Source organism: Proteiniclasticum ruminis DSM 24773 (genome assembly GCF_000701905.1).
Taxonomy (GTDB): Bacteria; Bacillota; Clostridia; order Clostridiales; family Clostridiaceae; genus Proteiniclasticum; species Proteiniclasticum ruminis.
The window spans coordinates 31,442-50,475 of the sequence record NZ_JNKC01000009.1; the positions used below are offsets into that span (position 1 = coordinate 31,442).

The 19,034-nt window shown below is 45.1% G+C and carries 16 protein-coding genes; 15 read left to right on the plus strand and 1 reads right to left on the minus strand.

Annotated elements, in window-relative coordinates:
* Positions 1-1,200 carry an N-acetylglucosamine-6-phosphate deacetylase gene (gene nagA, locus T487_RS0110810; RefSeq protein ID WP_031577124.1) on the plus strand — a complete coding sequence of 400 codons (1,200 nt, stop codon included), beginning with the start codon at positions 1-3 and terminating at the stop codon, positions 1,198-1,200.
* Between the two features lie 127 nt (positions 1,201-1,327).
* Here nagA and T487_RS0110815 read toward each other — a convergent pair whose 3' ends face one another.
* Positions 1,328-1,657 carry a hypothetical protein gene (locus T487_RS0110815; protein WP_031577126.1) on the minus strand — a complete coding sequence of 110 codons (330 nt, stop codon included), beginning with the start codon at positions 1,655-1,657 and terminating at the stop codon, positions 1,328-1,330.
* A 900-nt stretch (positions 1,658-2,557) separates the two neighbouring features.
* Here T487_RS0110815 and T487_RS0110820 point away from each other — a divergent pair.
* From T487_RS0110820 to arcC, 14 genes are all read left to right on the plus strand, one after another.
* Positions 2,558-3,532, plus strand: a complete 975-nt coding sequence (locus tag T487_RS0110820) for an SIS domain-containing protein (protein WP_031577128.1) — start codon at positions 2,558-2,560, stop codon at positions 3,530-3,532.
* 47 nt (positions 3,533-3,579) lie between these two features.
* Positions 3,580-4,875, plus strand: a complete 1,296-nt coding sequence (locus T487_RS0110825) for an ABC transporter substrate-binding protein (RefSeq protein WP_031577129.1) — start codon at positions 3,580-3,582, stop codon at positions 4,873-4,875.
* Positions 4,876-4,947: 72 nt separating this feature from the next.
* A complete protein-coding gene (locus T487_RS0110830) occupies positions 4,948-5,832 on the plus strand; it encodes a carbohydrate ABC transporter permease (RefSeq protein WP_031577131.1) in 885 nt (294 codons plus the stop codon).
* A gap of 2 nt (positions 5,833-5,834) precedes the next feature.
* Positions 5,835-6,689: a carbohydrate ABC transporter permease gene (locus T487_RS0110835; protein ID WP_031577132.1), complete on the plus strand. Its 855-nt coding sequence runs from the start codon at positions 5,835-5,837 to the stop codon at positions 6,687-6,689.
* Between the two features lie 21 nt (positions 6,690-6,710).
* Complete coding sequence (locus tag T487_RS0110840; protein ID WP_031577133.1) at positions 6,711-7,526, plus strand: PfkB family carbohydrate kinase; 816 nt, start codon at positions 6,711-6,713, stop codon at positions 7,524-7,526.
* Positions 7,527-7,576: 50 nt separating this feature from the next.
* Positions 7,577-8,344, plus strand: coding sequence for a GntR family transcriptional regulator (locus tag T487_RS0110845; protein WP_051651675.1), 768 nt, complete (start codon positions 7,577-7,579; stop codon positions 8,342-8,344).
* 262 nt (positions 8,345-8,606) lie between these two features.
* Positions 8,607-10,238, plus strand: a complete 1,632-nt coding sequence (locus T487_RS0110850; protein ID WP_031577137.1) for a PucR family transcriptional regulator — start codon at positions 8,607-8,609, stop codon at positions 10,236-10,238.
* 153 nt (positions 10,239-10,391) lie between these two features.
* On the plus strand, positions 10,392-11,498 hold the full coding sequence (gene atzD / locus T487_RS0110855; RefSeq protein WP_031577139.1) for a cyanuric acid amidohydrolase: 1,107 nt from the start codon (positions 10,392-10,394) through the stop codon (positions 11,496-11,498).
* Between the two features lie 31 nt (positions 11,499-11,529).
* Positions 11,530-12,786 carry a hypothetical protein gene (locus T487_RS0110860; RefSeq protein WP_031577142.1) on the plus strand — a complete coding sequence of 419 codons (1,257 nt, stop codon included), beginning with the start codon at positions 11,530-11,532 and terminating at the stop codon, positions 12,784-12,786.
* A 49-nt stretch (positions 12,787-12,835) separates the two neighbouring features.
* A complete protein-coding gene (locus T487_RS0110865) occupies positions 12,836-14,140 on the plus strand; it encodes a uracil-xanthine permease family protein (RefSeq protein WP_031577144.1) in 1,305 nt (434 codons plus the stop codon).
* Positions 14,137-15,024 carry an oxamate carbamoyltransferase subunit AllH family protein gene (locus T487_RS0110870; protein WP_031577146.1) on the plus strand — a complete coding sequence of 296 codons (888 nt, stop codon included), beginning with the start codon at positions 14,137-14,139 and terminating at the stop codon, positions 15,022-15,024. Before T487_RS0110865 ends, T487_RS0110870 begins: the two co-directional genes overlap by 4 nt.
* A complete protein-coding gene (gene fdrA, locus T487_RS0110875) occupies positions 15,005-16,549 on the plus strand; it encodes an acyl-CoA synthetase FdrA (RefSeq protein WP_242848054.1) in 1,545 nt (514 codons plus the stop codon). Before T487_RS0110870 ends, fdrA begins: the two co-directional genes overlap by 20 nt.
* A 3-nt stretch (positions 16,550-16,552) precedes the next feature.
* Complete coding sequence (locus tag T487_RS0110880; protein ID WP_031577150.1) at positions 16,553-17,983, plus strand: YlbE family protein; 1,431 nt, start codon at positions 16,553-16,555, stop codon at positions 17,981-17,983.
* Entirely contained in the window at positions 17,976-18,893 is a 918-nt protein-coding gene (gene arcC / locus T487_RS0110885; RefSeq protein ID WP_031577151.1) for a carbamate kinase, read from the plus strand. The genes T487_RS0110880 and arcC overlap by 8 nt, the downstream gene beginning before the upstream one ends.
* Positions 18,894-19,034 lie beyond the last annotated feature (141 nt).

Consider the following 19,034-nt stretch of genomic DNA (forward strand, 5'->3'; position numbering starts at 1 on the left):
ATGATCATTCGTTCTAGAAACATATATACAGAAAAAGGCGTTGTGGATGGATTCCTCAAGGTAGAGAATGGCAGAATTGTATTTATTGGTGAAGATATCAAGGGGGAAGGCTTTCTTGATTATGGCGACAGCCATATCATTCCAGGCTTTTTGGACCTTCATGTTCATGGATTTGGCACAGGATCCTTCTGGTATGAAAAGACCGAGGAATCTCTGAACGCCATGGCGAGAAGCATGGTGAAAGAAGGAGTCACCACCTTTCTTGGTACCACGGGCACCGATGATCTGGAAGAGATTAAAGAAAGCCTGGTGGAAGCAAAAAAAGCGGTAAAGAACTGGACACCAGAAAAAGGATCCAGAATCCTTGGCGTGCATCTGGAGGGGCCTTTCATCAATAAGGAGTTCAAGGGGATGCAGAAGGAGGAGTACTGCCTCGATCCCACCGTGGAAGTGGCAGAGGATCTTTTATCTGCCATAGGGGAAGAGCATGTGTACCTGATGACCTTAGCGCCGGAGCTGCCTGGTGCGGAGGAGGTTATAAAGTATCTTCATGAGAAGAAGGTCCAGATCAGTATTGGCCACAGTGCTGCAGAACTGGAAGACATCGGAAGGCTCAAGGGCTACGGCCTTGGAGGCGTCACCCATATGTACAGTGGTATGCGGGGCTTTCATCACAGAAGGCCTGGCGTGGTAGGGGCGGCCCTCTACTTTGAGGATCTCTACTGCGAGTTTGCCAAGCAGACGGGGATGACAGTGTCTCATGAAGCCTTCCGCATTGCCTACAAAGTGAAAGGGGCCAAGGGCATCATGCTGTGCACCGATTGCACGGGCCTTGCCCATGTGAAAAGTCCTTTCCATCACTACATCCGGAAAGAAACCTATATCCCAGATGGAGAGTCTGTCCTTATCAGGAAGGATTCTGGAGAGGAGTACCGTCTGAACAGACGGGATGTGGAAGATGTAAAAAACCTGGAGATGGGCTACTTCTCTTCGGTGAAGACCATCATGGAAAAGCACAGCATCTCCTTAGAGGAGATCATCACCATGGCTTCGGAAAATCCAGCCAAGTACATTGGTGTCTTTAATGAGGTGGGTTCTTTGAAAGAAGGCAAGAAGGCGGATTTCCTGGTGCTGGACAATCATATGGACCTCATGGAAGTATATGTGGAAGGGGTTTCCCAAATGATCCACCAAAGCTAGAACCTTAAAAAAAAAGTCTCTGTGAAGAATTATTTTTTCTCACAGAGGCTTTTTCTCATCTCTAGGTTTTTTTGCTTTGAGAGAACAGGCATCATAAAAGGGACTCCGTGGAATCCCTTTTGACTGATTATAATTTTCCGAAATAGGTTATTGTATGAAGGGTGGTGTCGATGGTGAAGTATACCAAAAGAATCATGGCAAACACCACAAGCAGGATCTGAAGATTTTCGGTCCCTGTTCTGTTTTTCTTTTCTTTGAAAGTACCGATGATCAGAAGGATGCCCATTACGAGAAGAAACATACTGAAGATTATTTGGACCATTCGGAAGGAAATATAGGCTGCTGGAATGGTTCTCAGTTTTTCATTGTTGTTTAGAGCAATGAGAGCGATAAAAATAACGCTGAAGAGCAGCTGGTATAGAGGGCTTCGTTTCTTTTTCTCAAATAAGTTGGCCATGAATCATACCTCCAAGAAATTAAATTTGTATTTTTCAAAATTTAATAAAGACACTTAATTCTACTTTATTATATATTGTGATACTACTATAGTCTAGAAGTTTCAGGGTTTATATTGTTGTATATCTTCATCTGTTCTCTTCTTTTGGTTTCTAAGGGAGAAAGAAGAAGATAGGCTCTTATCAAAGAGGGAGGCCTTTCTCAAAATGTACATAACTATTAGAAGAGATAGAAGCATGGCGCTTGTGACAATTAAAATATGCTTGATTTGAAAGAGTTCCAGAATACCGAGGTAGTTGCCAGAGAGTGTGGGATGCTGTTGAAGTGATGTTTTGTTGTGTTAAAAAACAATATAATAACATATATAATATAGGTATAGAATAATGAAAGATAATTAGAAGTTGTATCTCATGAGTTTAATAATCATAAATATCATAAATAACATAAAAAATTGGAAGGAAAGTTTGAAAGAGTAACATTCTTTTCGGATGTTCATAGCATTATTAAAAATTAGTTTTACATATTATCATATACGACGTACTACTTCATAGAAGAAAACATAGTATAATAGTTTCATTATCAAAATAATAAAAAGAAAGTAGATTAAATCATAGGTTGTTTAAGGGATTTCCGCAAAACTGAAACTAAAGAGTACTTTAATATAAATTGTTAAAATAGTCGCAATAATTAAAATAAATAACAAATCATAAATTATAGTTATAACCCCTCCGTGGTAGATGATAAAATGATAGATAAGATTGAGATATTTTAATTAAATCATAAATGTAATCGATTATCCAATATAATTAGATAAAGATTGGTGTTGACTTATGATGTCATAAGATGTACTATCTTGGCAAGACATCATATGATGTTATAAAGAGATCTAGGAGGTACATGTATGAAAGTTGAACATCAGGAACAAATCTCAAAAGTGGTGAATGCAGTAAAAGCCACGGAAGTTAAAAACTTCTTCTTTGTCGGCTGCGGAGGTTCTAAGGCTGCTCTTGGACCTGGAGAGTATTTTTTCTCCAGAGAGCTGGAATTGCCAAGCAAGGTCTATACATCCAATGAATTTATTCATATGAATCCTAAAGGGCTTGGAAAAGGCAGTGTGGTGATTACCAGATCTCACAGCGGCACGACACCTGAAACGGTAGAAGCAACAAAGTTCGCAAGAGCAAAAGGGGCTTTAACGATTGCTATCTCTATGGATACAGAATCACCACTATGCAAGGAAGCGGAGTATGTTATTCATTATAACTACAAAGATGGTTCTGATGCAGTGGATGGCGACACAGGAATGTACTATGCACTAGTTTTCAATCTTCTGAATGCGCTGACACCTCATGAGAAATTTGACAGAGTATTAAATGCTCTAAATAATCTGGAAACCCTTTTAAATGTGAACAAAGAGAAGTTCATGGATGCTGCTTTCAGCTTTGGGAAGAGAAATAAAAGAGAGAAACTCATCTATACGATGGCTTCCGGCGCATACTTTGATCAGGCATACTCTTTCACCAGTTGTCTTTTAATGGAAATGCTTTGGATTCACTCCAATGCTATTCACGCAGGAGAGTTCTTCCATGGACCCTTTGAAGTGACAGACTATGATGTACCATTCCTTATCATCAATGGTGAAGGAGCTACAAGACCTTTAGATGAAAGAGCAATTGCATTTGCGAAGAAGTTCAGTGACAATGTGGAAGTGGTAGATATGAAAGAACTTCTTTTACCAGGGGTAGAAGAAGATCTAAAAGAGTTCCTTGCTCCCGCAGTATCTGGAGCGGTGATGAGGCTCTATGCAGATGGTCTCGCAGAACATACCGGACATCCGCTGTCAGTCAGAAGATACATGTGGAAGATGGAATACTAAACAAAAGATAAGGGTACCTAAAAATAAAAATAAGGGAGTGAAAATAAATGAAAAAGAAAATAGCCATGTTTTTAGCGGCAGCACTTCTTCTTCCAACACTGGCAGCATGTAGTTCAGGCACTAGTGAAGAACCGAATACTCCAGGGGAGACCCCTTCTGGAAAAGATGAAGTTGTCATTGATTTTTTCCATAGATGGCCAAATGAACCCAGAAAATCTTTCTATGATCAGAAAGCAAAAGAGTTCATGGATGCCAATCCTCATGTTAAAATCAATATTGATGCTGTACTCAATGACAGCTATAAAGAGAAAATCCGTGTGTTAATATCCAATGATGATTTACCAGATATCTTCACCTCATGGTCTGATTCCTTTGCTCAGAATCTTGTATCTTCTGATAGAATCCAGCCTCTTAATGAGATTTTGGATGCTGATAAAGCATGGAAAGATAGTATCATTGAGTCTCAGTTCTCTGGGTTTACCTTTGATGATACCGTATATGGAATTCCATTCACCATTGATGGTAAAGCTTTCTTCTATAACAAGACTATTTTCGAAGAGAACAATTTATCTGCTCCTAAAACTTACAGTGAATTTGTAGATGTTCTGAAGAAACTGCAAGAAGCTGGATGGGAATCACCAATTGTGGAAGGTCTGACCAATGCTTGGGCAATCTCACATTATATGGGCACAATATTTCAAAGAGTGTTGGATCCTGCTGTAACGACGAAAGACTATAATGTTGCCACTGGAGAATTTACTGATCCTGGATATATCAGAGGTCTTGAGATTTTCAAAGAGCTCACAGAGTATATGGGTGAAACAGCAACAGCCATTGACCACGAAACAGCAAGAAATATGTTTATTGCTGGTGAAGTGCCCATCGTATACATGCAGTTTGCTGAAGTTAAAATGGTGGAAGACGGCAGTGATGTAGAATTCGGATTCTTTAACTTTCCAGAAATAGAAGGAGGAAAGGGAGACAAGGATGCACTTACCGGAGCGCCAGAAGGGTGGATGATCAGTAAGAACGCACCTCAGGAAGCAGTAGACTTTCTGAAGTTCCTTACATCCAAAGAGACAGCTTATGAGTTTACAAAAACGGATGGACAGCTGAATGCGATAATTGGTGGAGTTGATGAAACAAACACATCAGCATTTAGAATGGAGGCATATGAAATCGTCAATAGTGCTTCAGCGACAGCGCCTTGGTTTGATAATGCAGTCAACATCAATATCGCAGACATCTTTATGAGAGGTGGACAGAATCTCGCCATTGGTGAGCAGACGCCGGAAGATATCATGAAGGATGTACAAGCGGAAGCCGAAAGATTAAAAAAGTAAACATTTTTCTTCCTCTTTTCAAAGGCTCTTCGGAGCCTTTGTTTATAGGAAGTAACTGGAAGGAGAAAAGCCATGGCGAAACTCAAGCGAAAACTATCCCCAATCCTATTTTTGCTGCCCAGCCTGATCTTTCTCACAGTGTTTGTATTTGTACCACTCATCCAGAATTTTTACAACAGTTTCTTTTCATTCTCTGTATTTTCACCAGAGAAGAGCTTTGTAGGCTGGAGCAATTTTCAGACACTCCTAGGAGATAAGACAGTTCTAACAGCAGTGAAGAACAATATTCGATATGCACTCATCTCCGTGACCTTACAAGTTGGTTTTGGTCTCGTACTGGCTGCTATTCTGGAAGATAAGATTTTTAGAAGATTTGCTGCTTTTTTTAGGGTTACATTTTTCATGCCGGTGATGATTTCCATCTCGGTCATTGCATTACTCTTTGGATTTATCTACAATCCACAAATGGGGCTTTTGAACAGCTTTCTAGAACTTATTGGTCTGGAGACGCTTGGAAAAGCGTGGTTAGGAAATTCAAAAACAGCCATCTATGCTGTCATCGCCATGAGTCAGTGGCAGAGTATTGGCTATGTGATGATGCTTTTTGTAGTAGCGATTCAGAAAATACCAAAAGAATTATATGAAGCAGCAGAATTAGATGGAGCTGGTAAAATCAGACAGTTTATCAGTGTCACAGTTCCCCAGGTGAGAGAAACTTTGTTTGTGAATTCTCTGATTACCATCAATGGTTCCATGCTGGTGTTCAATGAACCCTATATCCTCACTAGTGGCGGGCCAGGTACAAGTTCCACAACCCTTTCTGTGTATATGTATCAGATGGGATTCTTTAGGGACAGAATGGGCTATGCTTCCACCATAGCCATCACAATTTTTATACTCACTGCAATTTTTGCGCTGATTCAAATCAAAATATCCAGAACAGGGAAGGAGGATTAAGGATGAGAGAGCAATTCAAAGAATCTTCAAGAAAAGTAAAATGGTCTCCAGGTGTAATTTTCACTCATGTGTTGCTCATCACAGGTGCAGTACTTGTAATCTATCCTCTCCTCTGGATGGTGGTCTCTTCCATGAAGAGCTACAACGAGATTTATAATGATGTATGGGGATTTCCAGCAAAATGGTTGGTGGAGAATTATCAGACTGCATGGTCTAAAGGAATCTCGGCATATTTTCTTAATAGTGTCATCGTAACAGGTGCCACGGTTGTTTCAGTTGTTATTATTGCTTCTATGGCAGCTTATGCATTGTCTAGATATAGGACGAGACTCATTGATGTAGCTCTGGTGTTTATTATGGCTGGAATGATGATCAATCCCCAGGTGGCACTAATTCCTCTTCATGGGATTTTGACGGATATGAATCTCCTCAACACAAGATTTGCGCTGATTCTTCCTTATATTGCGTTTCGTCTGCCTCTTTCTGTCCTTCTTCTACGTTCCTATTTCCTTAGTATCCCAAGAGAAATACAGGAGTCGGCAATTGTAGATGGCTGCAGTGAACTTGGAATCTATTTGAAAATTTACCTTCCCATGTCAAAACCTATACTACTGACCACAGTAGTTCTTACTAGTTTTTATGCATGGAATGAGTTTTTGTTTGCTACCATATTCATTGATTCTGATAGCCTAAAGACCATCCCATCAGGTCTGATGAATTTTAGAGATGCGTTAAGAACGGATTGGGGAGTACTTTTAGCTGGTATGGTTATTGCGACACTGCCTATGATCATTCTTCTTATTCTTCTTCAGAAGCATCTTGTCAGAGGCTTGTCTGAAGGATCTGTCAAGGGATAACTTATATTGGAGGGATATTGAATGAAAATAATTGGAATAGGTGACAATGTGGTAGATTGCTATCTGGATCAGGGATTATTTTATCCAGGAGGGAACTGTGTCAACGTGGCTGTAAATGCCAAACGTGCAGGAGCAGAAGAGGCACATTATCTCGGTATTTTTGCGTCAGATGACAAAGCAGAGCATATCAAGACGTGTCTTCAAACGGAAAATATTCCATTTGGTCACTCTAGAGAGGTCAAGGGGATCAGCGGACAACCCAAAGTAAATCTCACAGAAGATGGAGATCGTGTATTTGTTGGAGGCCCTAAAAATACTGTACAGCACAGCGTGAAGTTGAGGCTTACAGAAGAGGATCTCTCCTATATTAAAAACTTTGACCTTGCACATTCTAGCTGCTATTCTTCCTTTGAAGAAGAACTGCCTGCATTATCTTCTGTGATTCCGGTAAGCTTTGATTTTTCGGACCGTCATGATAGAAGTTATCTGGAAAGAGTCTGTCCCTATGTGCAGTTTGCATTCTTCTCTGGATCCCATCTAACTCAGGAGGAATTACGTGGTCTGATAGAGAATTTAAAACCGTACAGTATAAGTGTGGTGGGAATTACTAGAGGGAGTGAGCCTGCAATATTCATTGTAAATGGAAAAATCTATGAACAAGCCCCTCTGAAAACAGAAGTTGTAGATACTATGGGTGCTGGAGATAGTTTTATCGGAGCATTTCTTGTTGGATACATGGATCAACTCACAGTGCAAGAAGCTCTCTATAGAGGAGCAGAGTCAGCGAAAAACACATGTACATTTTACGGAGGGTTTGGTTATCCTAAAGAATTATAGAGGCTGATATGGTATACTATGTACATAAGATGTAGTAATAGAGGTGTTTTATGGAAAGTTCAGCCTATCTTTATGACCAAATCAGAATCATGATTATTAAGATGATAGAAAATGGTGAGTTCCGGGAAGGTGAAAAAATTCCCTCTGAGCTCGAACTGGGTGAACTTTTTGGTGCAAGCAGAATCACCATCCGTAGGGCAGTGAAAGAACTTGCGGATGAGGGGGTTCTTCGGATTGTCCGAGGAAAAGGAACATTTGTGGAGAAGGCAAAAAGACCGGTGAGAATTCTAAACCTTGAAGAAGGTTTTACGGATGGTCTTCAGATTGGAAACCATCAAGTAACGAAGGTGATTTTGGAAAAGAAAATCATCACTGCCAATAAAAGTCTTGCTAAGCTTTTTGGGCAGGAAGGAGCAATGGAGGTTTTAAAATTGGTCCGTATCATCAGAGAAGGGGATAGACCCATCAGTGTGGACTATGCTTTTCTACCTACATCCATTTACCCGGATATTGAGAATTTGGTGGCTGATAATGTCTCGACATTTAGGTTGATTAATCAGCACTTTGGGATCAAGTTCAAAAAGGCAAAAAAAGAAGTGGAAATTGTGCATCCAAATGATGAAGTAGCAAGACATATGAATGTGTCTCCTTTAGACCAAGTGGTTCAAATCAGAAAAATCATCTGGGATGAATCTCGTCCTGTACATTTTTCACAGTATTATTTGAGAACCGATGGTATAAAACTATCCATTGATATTGATGTGGATTCAAATAAGTTGGAAAGTGTAGAAATACCCAACGTTGATATTTGGGGATAGTCACTGACAGGATAATCTTGAAGTGATTTCAATGGATTAATTTAAGCGTATCATATCTCGTAGTTAGAATTAGAATTAAAAATAATGATTTCCGTAAATCAAAGGGTGTTGAACACATCTTTCGATTTGCGGTTTTTTATTGTTCTAATCTTCACACGTTTATGAGAATTGATACTATTCGAAGAAAGAAGTAGAGAGGCCTTGTCAAAGAAGGCTGCCTTCCGCATAATGTACATAAGTGATAGAAGGGGGAGATAGAAAGATGGCACTGGTGACAATTGAAAACATACTTCAGCTGGACGGGTTCCAGAATGCGAAGGTGGTGGCTGGAAAAGCCGGCATGCACCTGATGGTGAATAATGCCATGCTCATGGAGGTTCCAGATATCTTTCCTTATGTGGAAAAAAACAATCTCCTCATTACGACCCTCTTTCCGGTCTATGAGGATGAGAAGGCCATGGAAGAGCTGATTCCAAGGCTCTCTGAGCTTGGAGTCTCCGGCATCTGCATCAAGCCTTTCCGGTACATTGGCGGCATTCCAGAGAGGATGAAGGAGCAGGCGGACGCATTGTCCTTCCCGGTGATCGAGCTTCCCAAAGAAGCCAATCTCTCGGGGCTTGTCACAGAGATCCTGGAGATTTCCCTGAAAAAACATATGGATGTGCTGAACTTTAGAAATAATGTCCATGACCGCCTCATGGGGCTCTTTTTAGAAGGCCGGGAAATCCCGGAGCTTCTCCAGAGCCTTGCGGACATCTGCCAGAGTGAAGCGGTGCTTCTGGATGCTTCCTATAAGGTGCTTCACCGGTCCGGCGAAGCCTGCGATCCCTGTTATACCTTCACAGGCACACCGGAGCGGGGCGTGTTGAAAGTGCATCTGGGAGAAAAGCTTTTAAGTGAAGAGAACTATATTCTCCATCCCATCCGGGCAGGAGCCAGGCTCTTTGGCTATCTTCTTCTTCTGAAAGAAAATGGGAAAAGCGACAGCCTTCAGGTGGCCGCGGAAGAAGCTTCTCTTCTCATCGCCTCGGTGTATTTTAAAAACTATGCCGTCATGGAAAAGGAAAGAAGCTTCCAGGATTCCTTTATCCGTGACATCCTCCAGGGAAAGGTCACCTCTCCCATGGAGACCATCAATAAAGCTCGGTACTTCGGCTGGAACATGGAGTTTCCCCAGGTGATCCTGGTGCTGAAGATCTTCAACGGCGATGAGAAAATGAAAAAGACCTACTATGAGGAGGTCATGGATGAGAAGATCATTGACAGGGTGCTGGAAAGAGAGCTGAGGCTCACGGGAAAGAAGTTCAAATATGTCTATCTGGACGACTCCATCGTCATCTTCATCAACACCATCTTTTTGGAGAAGAGGGAAGAGGCGCTGAAAAATGCCGCAGAGAAGCTTCTTCAGATGAAAAGGACAGAGATGCGTCTTGGCATCGGCATCTCCGAAGAGGCGTTGTCCATACTGGAGCTGCCTTCTTCTTACCGCCAGGCAAAAATGACACTGGAGATCGGCAGTCTTCTTAAAGAAAACGACTTCACCTCTTCCTATCGGGACTATGAGATGTTCTCTCTTTTGAGGGAAATGAAAGATAAAGTGCTTCTGGAAGCTTTTGTGGAAAAGAAGCTTGGCAGACTGCTGATTCATGAGAAAACCCACAGCGGCGATCTTCTCAAAACCCTTCGGGTGCTTTTGGAGGAGAACTTAAATGCCAAGAACGCCGCCAAAAGGCTGTTCATCCATTACAACACCATGCGCCACAGAATCGAGAAGCTGAAGGAGCTGGGGGTGGAACTGGAGCAGGGCTTCTCTTTAGGAGAACTTGTTTTTGCCTATTATGCCTATATATGGCAGAAGGCGGAAAAGTCTAGAGAACTGAAAGAAGACCTATAAAACAGATAGTATCCTCATCGGGTTCGTTGTCACTTGGTGACAGTGAACTCGTTTTCTTTTGGCACTATATCATGATGAAATCACATTTTCCTTCATGATATGATGAGGGCAACAGATAATTTGTTAACAATCAACATTCTAGGAGGAAACAACATGGTAGATATCAACGTATTCAAACTTCCAGTGGCAGGACCAGATGATGTGTCCGTACTGAAGGAAAAAGTAGCAGCAGGAGAAATTGTCGCAGAGGACATCATTGCAGTTCTCGGAAAGACAGAAGGAAACGGTTGTGTCAATGACTTCACCAGAGGATTCTGCACCATGGCATACAGAAAAACCATCTCTGAGCTCACAGGCTTATCCGAGCATGATGTGGAGAAGAAGGTGGCCTTTGTTATGTCCGGTGGAACCGAAGGCGTCATGTCTCCTCACGTGATGATTTTCACAAGAAAAGAACTGGAAGAGGAAACCACATCTTTAGAAAAAGCACTGAATGTAACGGTAGGATTCACAAGAAACTTCCTGCCAGAAGAAATGGGAACCGTCACCATGGTTCAGGAAGTGAAAAGAGTGGTGCTGGAGCTCATGGAGCAGGCCAACATCGAAAGCAAGGATGATGTGCATTTTGTGCAGATCAAGTGTCCGCTTTTAACTTCTGACAGAATTCTTGATGCGGAAAAGCGTGGCAAGAAAGTTGTGGTCACCGACACCTACAAGTCCATGGGATACACCAGAGGCGCATCTGCACTAGGCGTTGCCATTGCTCTGGGTGAAGTGGATGAGGCGAAAGTTACAGAAGAGACCATTCTAAAAGACTACAGCCTGTATTCCGGTGTGGCTTCCACCTCAGCGGGCGTTGAACTTCTAAACTGCGAGATTATTCTCATGGGAAATGCCAAGGGATCAAAGAGCAAGTACAGAATCGGTCACAGCGTCATGCAGGATGCCATTGATCTAAACAGCATCATCGAAGCCATGAACAGTGCAGGTCTTTCAGTGGACAAACTGCCTACAGAAGAAGACAAGAAGAGAATCGTCAATGTGCTGGCGAAGGCAGAAGCTTCTCCAGATGGATATGTGAGAGGCAGAAGAAACACCATGCTGACGGACTCTGACATCAACCACACAAGACATGCAAGAGCAGTAGTTAATGGACTCATCGCAGGAATTGTGGGAGACCCTATGGTCTACGTATCCGGTGGTGCAGAGCACCAGGGACCAGCAGGCGGCGGTCCAGTGGCCGTAATTATCGAAAAATAAACGTCGAGGGATGACGTAAAGGAGACAGAAAATGGATTTACTAATTAATCTTGTGCCTCTTATCATAGTTGTTGCGCTTCTTTTCATGAAGAAGCATATGCTGGTGGCAGGACTCTTCGGAGGACTGGCTGCCATCCTCATCGGCGGGATGAACCTTTCTGATGTTTCAGGTATGTTTGTGGGAGGCATCTCCAACATGCTGGGCATCACGGTGCCAATCCTCTATGCAGCTTCTGCTGCTATGGTTTCCCAGGCGGGAAGCATTGAAGCTCTGGTAACTCTTTTCAGAAAGAGCCTCAAAGGTAAAATTGCCATCCTTGCGGGGATCATCGTCCTCATCCAGGGCTTTGCCACCTATATGGCAGGTATGGGCGCAGGAAACACCATGGTAACAGCACCTCTCGTTGCTGCAGCTGTTGGTGCAGTGCCAGAAGTCATCGCAGCCATGGCCATCATCTCTGCGGTAGGCTTCACCACCTCGCCAGCTTCTACAGAAACCATTCTGGCTGCAGAAAGCGCAGGTGTGGATGTGGGAATTCATGCCAGCAATATGATGCCTTTCACCATCGCATTCTACCTCTTTGCCTTTGCTCTAGCCGTCTATGGCGTGAAGAAGAGAGGCGCACTCTTTACTGGAAAAGATCAGGCGAAAGAAGACGATCTTGAAAACACTTCCTCAGGACAGCTTTTGAAAAGAGCGTTCCCAGCCATCGCACTTCTTTTGATGGTTGTAGCGGGCAGCAAGATCAACGGTCTTTTGGGTATTGCCCTCTTTAACCCTGCCACCACCGTAATTCTTACGGCAGTACTCACAGTGCTTCTCACCAATATGAACACAGATGAAACTTCAGAAGCCCTCATTGACGGGTCCAGATTCATTCTGACCACCATGTTCTCTGTAGGAATCTTCTTATCCTTCATCAATATGATTGCAGCACTGGGCACCTTTGAACAGATTGCAGGTATTGCGAGAAATGCACCGGAGTCTATCATTCTGCCGGTGGCCATGATTATCGCCTTCCTCATTGCCATTCCATCAGGCGCATTCACTGCCGGAGTGCTGACCCTTATTCTGCCTACCCTTTCCGCACTGGGTCTTCCTTCAGAAGCCATGGGCTTTGTGGCCATTGCCACAGGACTTGGTACTCAGATCAGCCCTGTGCAGATCAACGTGGCAGCCTTGGCGAAGGGATTTGACTCTGATATCATGGGGGTCATCCGCATGAACTTCAAGTATGTCATTGGCGCTATGGTACTTCTCACCGCCATGGCCGTGATATTTGTATAACAGACAGCAAGACGTGAAAAACAGACGAAACAGGTAAAGGAGCAAAGATATGGCTGAAGTGAAAGAGAACCGAGATATTTTGTATAGGATTGAGGACAAACCGGAGCTGAAGAAGGCGGTGCCTCTGGCTTTCCAGCACATCTTTGCCATGTTTGCCGCGAACATCACCGTGCCCCTCATGGTGGCAGCACTTTTGGATCTTCCTGGGAAGGACAAGACTTTTCTCATCCAGTGTGCGCTTTTCATGGCCGGGGTGGGGACCCTCATCCAGATCCGAAAAGGTAAAAAGATCGGGTCGGGTCTGCCCATTGTCATGGGCACCAGCAACGCGTTTCTTGCCACGGTCCTGTCCATTGCAGGCACTTATGGCATTGGTGCGGTGTTTGCCTCCAGCTTCATCGGAGGACTCTTCGAGATGGTTCTCGGAAAGAGCCTGCATAAGCTGAAGAAAGTATTTACCCCTTTGGTTTCCGGTGTGGTGGTGGTCACTTTGGGGGTGACCCTCATCCCGGTGGCCATCCGCCAGGCGGCGGGGGGTGCCAATAATCTGGGGGATCTGAAGTCCTTGGGTATTGCCTCGATGGTGCTTATGACCATTGTTCTTTGTCATAAGTCCAAAAACCGGTTTGTGAAATCCGCTTCTATTCTCATCGGTATCCTGGCAGGGTTTGTTCTGTCAGGCATCCTGGGTATGCTCGATGGCAGCGCCATCCGCAGTGCTTCCTGGATGGCTGTGCCAAAACCTTTCCAGTACCAGTGGAAATTCTATCCAGCGGCCATCATTGGTATGCTGTTTATGTATGTGGCCACCACCATTGAAACATTGGGAGACATCTCTGCCATCACCGTGGCAGGAGAAGACCGGGAGCCTTCAGAAGAGGAAAAGACCGGAGGCGTTCTTGCTGATGGGTTTGCCAGTTCCTTAGCGGCTATTATGAATGGATTTCCCAATACCTCTTATACCCAGAACATCGGGGTGGTGAATCTCACGGGGGTATTCAGCCGTCATGTGGTAAGAATTGGTGCTTATATGCTGCTGATTCTAGCGTTTTTCCCGAAGTTTGCAGCAGTGCTGTCCATGATTCCCATTCCTGTACTGGGCGGGGCTTCCATTGCCATGTTTTCCATGGTGGCGGTGTCTGGGTTCTCTCTCCTGGGAAAGATTCCTTTCACCAGCAGGAACTCCCTCATCATTGCCTTGTCTTTGGGACTTGGCATTGGGCTTAGCCTTGTGCCTGAGGCCCTGGGGGATCTTCATCAGGACATTCAGCTGATTTTAACTTCCGGTGTGGTGCCTTCTGCGGTCACCGCCATTGCGCTGGATCTCTTTCTTCCGGCGGAGGACGAAAAGTGAGAACTGTAAAAGGTCTCCGGGCGGAGGAGCTTCTTTTTGAGAGGCTTCAGCCTGGGATAAGATTCCGAGGGAAGGTCCACAGCATATTTTCCTCCACCATGAATCTTATGGAGGAGGGCGGCAGACTCTGGACCGTTTCTATAGAGCGGCAGATGTATCTGCCAGGCACCCTGGAAATTTCGGGGAAGATCAACTTCGAGGAATATCATGATCTTTTGGGAAAGCCTGTGCACCTGGCTTCTTGCATGCTGATCTTTGGACACAGCTTACAGGTGGATCTTTCAGATCTACTTGTGAGAAAGCCTCCAGAAAGAAATGCCACAGCCATGGGCCCAGGGAATCCCAAAGACAATTTGGAAGAAACACTGAAAGAGCTTCGGAGGAAAGGAAAGCGGGGAGGTTGCCTCTCCTTTTTTCTTCCCGGATCTCCAGAGGGGTATCTGGAAAAAGCCTTTCAGGAAAGAATTTTAGAGATGAAAAGAACGGGAGATTTTAGAAAGATTCTAGGACTTGGCCTCGGCCTGACACCCTCGGGGGATGATTTCGCCCTGGGATTCATGGCCATGGCATCTTATTTGCAAGAAAGCTTTGTGCGAGACACCGCACAAAAGCTTAAGACCCTTCTGGAACAAGGAACAGTCAGCACCACGGAGGTGAGCCTCCAGATGCTGCACTTTGGCAAAGAGGGCAGATTTCCTGGAGATCTTACAGACTTCTGTGAGGAAGTGCTCTACGGAAATGATCCGGAAAAACGGAACCATACTATGAAGAAATTACTGAATATTGGGTCTATTTCGGGGACGGATATGGCCTCTGGTGCACTTTTTGCACTTGAACTCAATCTAGAACAACAATGTGGAGGAAATGATGATAAAAAAAGCTGAACTGAGAAAGAATATGTATTTTGACTCTGTGACTCTTATGTCTCTCACCGGCAAGATCCGGGAGATGGAAGGCGTCATAGATGCGGTGGTCTCCATGGCCACAGAGATGAACAAGGACCTTCTGAAGAGCGTAGGACTTTTCACAGAGGAAATGGAAGGCGCAGGTCCATCGGATCTTCTTCTGGCTGTTTCTTCTGAAAAGGAAGAAGTGGTGGAAGAAGCGTACAAGATGATCCATGAGCTTCTGTCTCCAAAGAAAAAAGTCCAGGGAAAAGGCGCGGAAGTGATTCCAGAATCCGTGGAAGAAGCGGTGGAACTTCTGCCTGAAGCCAATGTGGCGGTGCTTTCTGTTCCTGGCGACTATGCGGCAAGAGAAGCAAGAAAAGCTCTAGAGGCTGGACTTCATGTGATGATCTTCAGTGACAACATGTCACTGGAAGAAGAGCGTGAGCTGAAGGAAATGGGCAGAGACAAGGGACTTCTTGTCATGGGACCGGACTGCGGCACCTCCTTTATCAGCGGCACAGGCCTTTGCTTTGCCAATGATGTAAGACGAGGAGGCATCGGTATCGTCGGCGCTTCAGGGACAGGTCTTCAGGAAGTTATGGTTCAGATCCATCATCTGGGCGAAGGCGTTTCCCATGGCATCGGCACCGGCGGGCGGGATCTTCATGAGAAGATCGGCGGCATCATGATGCTTCAGGGCATTGAGGCGCTAAGTAACGATCCGGACACAAAAGTGCTTCTTCTGGTATCTAAGCCACCAGCCAAGTCCATTGCGGACAAGATCTTTGAAACCATCAGCAAGGTGGAGAAACCTGTGGTGGTGTGCTTCCTGGATGGAGAGCCTGTGGAAGGACTTCCAGAGCATGTGCATTTTGCCAAAGGACTTTATGAGGGCGCAGAGCTTGCAGTATCTCTTCTTCAGCCAGAGAAAGAGAAGAAAGAGCTTCTTGCCGGATTTGATCCAAAGAAGTACAGCGATCTTCTATCAGAAAAGCAGACAGACCTACGTGGACTCTACTGTGGTGGCACCTTATGTGCAGAAGGCCTCAGCATCTTAAGAGACGCTCTAGGTCCTGTGAAGAGCAATGTGGCCAAGAAGAGCGAAGAAAAGCTCACCGATGGCGTGAAGACCAAAGGACATGTGCTTCTAGATCTGGGTGAGGATGAGTACACCAACGGAAAGCCTCATCCGATGATTGAGCCTTCCTTAAGAAATGAGCACATCCTAAGAGAAGCGGCGAAGGAAGAGACCGGTATTATTTTACTGGACTTTGAACTGGGCTACGGATCCCATGACGAAGCTGTGGAAGTGACCTTGAAGGCCATTGAAAAGGCGAAGATCCTGGCTGAGAAAGACGACAGACATCTGGTGTTTGTGGCTTACGTGCTTGGTACAGACCTGGATAAGCAGGACTATCATCTCCAGAAGAGACTTCTCAGAGAGCATGGCATCCTGGTCTTTGACAGCAATAAAGAAGCAGCCCTGGCGGCAGCAATGATCATGAAGAAGGCGGTATAGAGAATGAGTGAAATGAGTAAGCTTCTTCAGAGTGAACTGAAGGTAGTAAATATTGGTGCAAAAACATTTATTGAAGATCTGAAGCTTCAGGAAAGAGACGTAGTCCATGTGGCCTGGAAGCCACCTGCCGGTGGTGATGTTTCTCTTATTAAGGCACTGGAAGTGCTGGAGAAGGATGAGAAGATCAAGGAAGCCAATGAGAAGGTGGTAAACATCATGAAGGCTTCCCATGGCGTCCTCATCGATATGGCGGAAGCCATTGATGTGGTGCCTGGTATGGATGAGAATACCATCCTCCATGCAGGTCCTCCTATTTCCTGGGAGAGAATGTGCGGGCCCATGAAGGGGGCCGTCATTGGAGCTCTTATTTTTGAAGACAGAGCAAAGAATGAAGAGGAAGCGGTGAAGCTTATTGAGTCCGGCATCATCAAGTTCTCCCCTTGCAACGAACATAGTGCGGTAGGTCCCATGGCTGGCGTTCTTTCTCCTCACATGCCGGTGCATGTGGTAAAAGACATGACCCATGGCAACGTGTCCTTCTGCAGTGTCAATGAAGGTCTTGGCAAGGTGCTTCGATATGGCGCCTATGACGAGAGCGTCATCAAGAGGCTCAAGTGGATCCGTGAAGAGTTTGCGCCCATCATGAAGAAAGCTCTGGCATTAAAGGGAGACGGCGTAGACATCAAGAGCCTCATTTCCCAGGCGGTGCATATGGGAGATGAGTGCCATAACAGAAACAAGGCAGCCACCAGTCTCTTCTTCCGTGAGATCTCCTCTTACTTCTTCCTCCTGGAGGAAGACAAGAAGGCCATCGCCAGATGTGTGGAGTTCATGAAAGGCAATGACCACTACTTCCTGAACCTTTCCATGGCGGCTTGTAAGGCAGCTACAGATGCAGCCCAGCATGTAGAAGGATCCACTGTGGTCACCACCATGGCCCGTAATGGTGTGGATTTTGGCATCAGAATCAGCGGTCTTGGCAAGGAAACCTGGTTCACTGCACCTGCAGATAAAATCAAGGGACTTCTTTTCCCAGGCTTCACCGAAGACGATGCAAACCCTGACATCGGGGACAGCACCATCACAGAAACCATGGGCATCGGCGGATTTGCCATGGGCGGATCTCCTGCCATCGTGCAGTTTGTAGGTGGAACCGTGGCGGACGCCATTGCCTACAGCGAAAAGATGTACACCATCACCACATCTGAGAATACAAACTTCTCCATTCCTACTTTAGATTTCAGAGGATCTGCCATCGGCATCGATGTCCTGAAGGTCATCGCCACAGGCACTCTTCCCATCATCAATACAGGAATGGCCCATAAAGTAGCCGGTATCGGTCAGGTAGGTGCAGGTCTTGTAAGCCCTCCAATGGACTGTTTCAAGAAAGCTCTTCTGGCTCTGGCAGAAAAAAGGAGCAACGCGAATGAGTAGAATACTGATTGCCCTGGGCGGAAACGCCCTGGGAAATTCCTGGAAAGAACAGAAGGAAGCGCTGAAAGAAGCGTCCAGATCCATTTCAGATCTCATTGAAAAGGGACATGAAGTGATCATTTCCCATGGAAATGGTCCTCAGGTGGGCATGATTCATGATGCCATGTCCAAGGAAGAAATGCCTCTTACCGAGTGCACGGCCATGAGTCAAGGCTACATCGGCTATCATCTGCAGAATGCGTTAAAGAATGAGCTTCTGAAAAGAGGCATTCATAGAGAAGTGCTCTCCGTGGTCACCCAGGTGGTGGTGGATGAGAAGGATGAGGCCTTTAAGAATCCTCAAAAGCCCATCGGCCGTTTTATGACCCTTGAGGAGGCCAAGGCTCAGGAAGAGGCCATAGGATATCCTTTTGTGGAAGACTCTGGAAGAGGCTACCGTAGAGTGGTGCCTTCACCAAAGCCCGTGGACATCGTGGAGAAGGAGTCTGTGAAGGTTCTTCTTTCTGCAGGACACATCGTCATCTCTGTAGGGGGTGGCGGAATCCCTGTGAAAAGGACACAGTCTGGCTTTGAAGGACTGGAAGGGGTCATCGACAAGGATCTTTCCAGTGGAAAGCTGGCAGAGCTTTCTGATTGTGATTTCATGTTCATGCTCACTGGAGTGGACCGGGTGGCCATCAACTTTGGCAAGAAAAACCAGGAAAATCTCTCCAGCATGCATGTGGAAGAGGCCCTGCGCTATGCAGAGGAAGGACAGTTCCCACCTGGAAGTATGCTCCCTAAGGTGCTCACAGGTGTGGCCTTTGCCCAGTCCGGAAAGGACAGAAAAGCAATCATCGGGTCTTTGGAAAAAGCCAATGATGCTTTGGTTGGGAAAAGCGGTACCATCATCTACAGCAGTGAGCAGTAGAACCTAGGCGTTCACCTCAATAAATACTAGGAAATAAAAAAGGATTCCATGGAGCTTTCTAAAATAAGCTTCATGGGATCCTTTTTTATTTTAGCTGAAGCTTCTAGGGGGGATCTTCGTCAATATTACAGATGTGTCAGT

Excerpts from the sequence above, each read along its gene's own strand:
- nagA (WP_031577124.1), top strand. The coding sequence starts at position 1 with ATGATCATTCGTTCTAGAAACATATATACAGAAAAAGGCGTTGTGGAT.
- T487_RS0110815 (WP_031577126.1), bottom strand. The coding sequence starts at position 1,657 with ATGGCCAACTTATTTGAGAAAAAGAAACGAAGCCCTCTATACCAGCTG.
- T487_RS0110820 (WP_031577128.1), top strand. The coding sequence starts at position 2,558 with ATGAAAGTTGAACATCAGGAACAAATCTCAAAAGTGGTGAATGCAGTA.
- T487_RS0110825 (WP_031577129.1), top strand. The coding sequence starts at position 3,580 with ATGAAAAAGAAAATAGCCATGTTTTTAGCGGCAGCACTTCTTCTTCCA.
- T487_RS0110830 (WP_031577131.1), top strand. The coding sequence starts at position 4,948 with ATGGCGAAACTCAAGCGAAAACTATCCCCAATCCTATTTTTGCTGCCC.
- T487_RS0110835 (WP_031577132.1), top strand. The coding sequence starts at position 5,835 with ATGAGAGAGCAATTCAAAGAATCTTCAAGAAAAGTAAAATGGTCTCCA.
- T487_RS0110840 (WP_031577133.1), top strand. The coding sequence starts at position 6,711 with ATGAAAATAATTGGAATAGGTGACAATGTGGTAGATTGCTATCTGGAT.
- T487_RS0110845 (WP_051651675.1), top strand. The coding sequence starts at position 7,577 with ATGGAAAGTTCAGCCTATCTTTATGACCAAATCAGAATCATGATTATT.
- T487_RS0110850 (WP_031577137.1), top strand. The coding sequence starts at position 8,607 with ATGGCACTGGTGACAATTGAAAACATACTTCAGCTGGACGGGTTCCAG.
- atzD (WP_031577139.1), top strand. The coding sequence starts at position 10,392 with ATGGTAGATATCAACGTATTCAAACTTCCAGTGGCAGGACCAGATGAT.
- T487_RS0110860 (WP_031577142.1), top strand. The coding sequence starts at position 11,530 with ATGGATTTACTAATTAATCTTGTGCCTCTTATCATAGTTGTTGCGCTT.
- T487_RS0110865 (WP_031577144.1), top strand. The coding sequence starts at position 12,836 with ATGGCTGAAGTGAAAGAGAACCGAGATATTTTGTATAGGATTGAGGAC.
- fdrA (WP_242848054.1), top strand. The coding sequence starts at position 15,005 with ATGATGATAAAAAAAGCTGAACTGAGAAAGAATATGTATTTTGACTCT.
- T487_RS0110880 (WP_031577150.1), top strand. The coding sequence starts at position 16,553 with ATGAGTGAAATGAGTAAGCTTCTTCAGAGTGAACTGAAGGTAGTAAAT.
- arcC (WP_031577151.1), top strand. The coding sequence starts at position 17,976 with ATGAGTAGAATACTGATTGCCCTGGGCGGAAACGCCCTGGGAAATTCC.